Origin of the sequence: Burkholderia sp. LMG 13014, from assembly GCF_905232215.1 — a bacterium.
GTDB lineage: Bacteria > Pseudomonadota > Gammaproteobacteria > Burkholderiales > Burkholderiaceae > Burkholderia.
This window is the reverse complement of the sequence record NZ_CAJNKE010000638.1, coordinates 1-3,226: the sequence shown is the minus strand read 5'-3', so window position 1 is coordinate 3,226 and position 3,226 is coordinate 1. Positions and strand designations below refer to the sequence as shown.

Genomic DNA, 3,226 nt, shown 5'->3' with positions numbered 1-3,226 from the left:
CCACCAGCGCGCATCGACGTCGACCGCTCGATCGAATGGCGCGGCGACGAACACGTCGATCGAGACGCCGTGCCCGTCGGCATCGAGCGCATAGCCGGTCACCTGGCCGACGCGTGCGCGCCGGTGATAGACGGGCGAACCGATCGCAACCGAGCCGAGCGATGTCGCGCGCAGCGTGTAGTGGCGGCCGCCTTCTTCGGTGACGGGTGGCGCATCGAGCCCGGTGAACGTCGTGCGCGGTTCGCGCGAATGGCCAAGCACGGCCGCGATATACGAACCGGACAGCGCCGCATCGAGACCGGAGAGGCCGTCGGGCCCGATGCGCGGCCGCACGATCCAGAAGCGAGTGTCCGCCACCGCCAGTGCGTGCGCGTCGGCGTTCAGCCGCACATCGATCGTCACGCCTGGTTGTCCGCGCAACGCGCGAACGCGCGTGACGCGGCCGATGTCGACATTGCGCAGCCGCAGTGTCGATTGGCCGGCCGCCAACCCGTCGGCGCTCGCGAAGGCGATCGTGATCGTCGGCCCGCGACTGCCGAGCGACGCGATGCCCCATGCAATGCAGAGCGCAGCGGCCGCGAGCGGCACGATCCAGACGAGCGCCGCCCGCGCGCGGGCCGGCACGCATCCGCGCAACACGGGCCAACGTGTGCCGGCGGGTTTCAGTCGAATTGCGCGACGAGTGCATCGGCGCCCTTGTCGATGCCCGTCCTGGCCGCGCTGAGCGCGCCGAAACTCGCGCCGATGTTCATCGCGTTCGGATACTGCTTCGTCACGTATGCGTTGATCAGCCGGTTCGTCGCGGCATCGCGGATCTCCACCGCATACATGACCGAGCCCGTGAACGCGCCTTCACGGCCGCGGATCGCCTGCACGCCGTTGTACACGTTGCCCGCGAGGTCGAAGTGCGCGAATGCGCCGGCAAACGTCGTCGTCGTCACGGCGCCCGTCAGCGTCAGCTTGACGCGCAGCGTGCCGGGGCTTGGCGTGTTCGTCAGCTCGAAGCGCTTGCCGAGCTTCTTCGCGAACGTGTCGCCCATGTACGCGGCGAGTGTCGATTTGTCCTGGTCGGTCAGGTCGCCGAACTGGTGGTCGGTGCCGCGATAGATGGCCACCGGGTCGAGGATCAGCTTGCGGTAGCTGTGCCAGTCCGCCGGCAACGCGTAGCGGTAGGGCACGCGGCCGGACTTGTCCTGCGGATCGCTGCGCAGGTATGGCGACGATTCGATGCTGCTGTAGCGGGCGGGCTGGACGCCGGCGCATCCGGCGAGTGCGACGCAGAGCGCGGCGTTGAGCAGGTGGCTGGGCTTGATCGATCGGTTCATCTGACTCTCCGGGTCGGGATTCGCGCCGGTAGTGCCGGGCGAAGGGTGGTGAAACAGGGCGGTATCGCTGCTTCGAGTTGACTAAAAAAACCAACCAGACGGTTTGTTTTTAAGGCGAAGTAACCCCATGAATGCCGGGAGCAACAAGCCGTCGGGCAGGGATGATCGGCCGTGCAGCCAGGCTGCGGGCGGCGCTTGCACCGCGCCGCGCGATGCGCGGTGTGGTTCGGCATCCGGCCGGGGCCGATGCGGGAGCCGATCGTAGCACCGCCATTTCTGGAAGTAAACCGACCAGGCGGTTTGTTTGTGGTAGACTCCGCGCACTTCCTTCATACGATCACGATCGTGCCGGTTCGGCGCGGTCGCCTTGCATGACTCCATAGCGGGGACAGTTCATGGACAACCCGACGCGTTCCGAGCGAACGCGCACTGCCGCGATCCAGGCGGCGCTCGCGATTCTCGAGCGCGACGGCCCGGGCAAGCTCACGTTCGATGCGATTTCGCGCGAAAGCGGCATCAGCAAGGGCGGGCTGATGCATCAGTTCCGCACGAAAGGCGATGTGCTGAATGCGCTGATGGAACATCAGCAGGACTACTACCAACGATTCCAGCGCGACTATCTGGCCGCGCGCGATCCGGGCGCGGGGCAGCCGACGCTGTCCGCGCAGATCGCGACGATGCGCGAAGTGATCGACCAGCAGCCGTCGGCGGCGCTGGCGATCATGGCGGCGCTGGTCGAGGATCCCGCACCGCTGCAGCAGGTGCGCGATATCGATGGCGAGAACGCGAAGCGCATCGCGGCCGAATCCGGCGATCCCGATCTTGCGCTGCTGCGCTGGAAGGCGGCCTGGGGGCTCGCGCTATCGGCGATGTTCGGGTTGTGCCCGCTGTCGTCCGACGAGCGCGCGCGGCTGTTCGACCGGCTGCTCGACGAGACGCAATGGCCGTCGGGCGGCGGCGCTGCCGCACCGGCCGCGAAAGCGTCGCGGAAAAAATGAAGCGGGCATTCGTCGCATGCGGGGTGGCGGTCGTCCGTTTCGGGCGCTCGCTGCTCGCGGTCGTGCTCGGGCGCTTGTGATCCGGTGAGCGCCTGGCCGGCCACCGGCCATTGACCACCGCCGCCGCTCAGCTTTTCGCTTCCGCGCCTTCGACGAACAGCTTCGCGACCGCCTGGAACTCCCGTTTCAACGACAGCCCCGGCACGGTCAGCCAGCGCAGCATCGCCGCGAGATACAGGTGATGGAACCACGTCGCGAGCTGGTCGGCCCGCAGTGTGCCGTTCAGTTCGCCGGATTGCTGCCCGGCTGCGATCAATTGCTGCCACACGAGCGCAATATCGCTGCCGTTCTCTCCACCGCTTGCGGGTTCGACCGCGCCGATGCTCAGGAAGCGATGGCGCAAATACGCGAGCAGGTACGCGGGATGCTGCTCGCACCACGCCGCCGACGCATCGAGCACGCAGCCGATGCGCGACGCGAAGGTCTTGCGCCGCGCGACGTCGCGCTGCAGATGCGCAAGATCGCGTGCGAGTTCACCTTCCAGCCAGTGCGCAAGCACGGCTTCCTTCGTTGCAAAGTGGTTGTACAGCGTGCGCTTCGCGACATCGGCCTGTGCGGCGATCTGTTCCATCGTGACGGCGTCGTAGCCGTGCGCGTCGAACAGGCGTGCGCCGGTGGCGGCGAGATGCGCGAGCATCTGGATGCGCTTGCGCGCACGACGGCCCGGATCTTCGGTCGGAATCGGCATGGCGGGGGATTGACTGAAAGTGTACGAGTTGCATTAGTATACGACGTGCATTTTTTTGAATCCACCCGTTCCCGCCGTGCACGAGGAGTCACGCATGAAGCTCGTCATCGCCACCTACGGCACCGAAGGCGACACGCGCCCGCTCGCGGCGCTCG

At 67.0% G+C, this 3,226-nt stretch carries 4 protein-coding genes; 1 reads left to right on the top strand and 3 read right to left on the bottom strand.

Going from position 1 to position 3,226, the window contains the following annotated elements; genetic code table 11:
* On the bottom strand, positions 1-639 hold a 639-nt coding region (locus JYJ84_RS32300), incomplete at its 3' end, for an MlaD family protein (RefSeq protein ID WP_240201931.1).
* Positions 640-662: 23 nt separating this feature from the next.
* Positions 663-1,325, bottom strand: a complete 663-nt coding sequence (locus JYJ84_RS32295) for a DUF3313 domain-containing protein (RefSeq protein ID WP_174958248.1) — start codon at positions 1,323-1,325, stop codon at positions 663-665.
* Positions 1,326-1,720: 395 nt separating this feature from the next.
* Here JYJ84_RS32295 and JYJ84_RS32290 point away from each other — a divergent pair, with 395 nt between their 5' ends.
* On the top strand, positions 1,721-2,323 hold the full coding sequence (locus tag JYJ84_RS32290) for a TetR family transcriptional regulator (RefSeq protein WP_174958247.1): 603 nt from the start codon (positions 1,721-1,723) through the stop codon (positions 2,321-2,323).
* 127 nt (positions 2,324-2,450) lie between these two features.
* On the opposite strand, the gene JYJ84_RS32285 is transcribed toward JYJ84_RS32290, so the two are convergent.
* Positions 2,451-3,071 (bottom strand): TetR/AcrR family transcriptional regulator, encoded by a 621-nt coding sequence (locus JYJ84_RS32285; protein ID WP_174976758.1) that lies wholly within the window; start codon positions 3,069-3,071, stop codon positions 2,451-2,453.
* Positions 3,072-3,226 lie beyond the last annotated feature (155 nt).

Coding starts and splice junctions, on each gene's coding strand:
- JYJ84_RS32285 (WP_174976758.1), bottom strand. CDS start 3,071: ATGCCGATTCCGACCGAAGATCCGGGCCGTCGTGCGCGCAAGCGCATC.
- JYJ84_RS32290 (WP_174958247.1), top strand. CDS start 1,721: ATGGACAACCCGACGCGTTCCGAGCGAACGCGCACTGCCGCGATCCAG.
- JYJ84_RS32295 (WP_174958248.1), bottom strand. CDS start 1,325: ATGAACCGATCGATCAAGCCCAGCCACCTGCTCAACGCCGCGCTCTGC.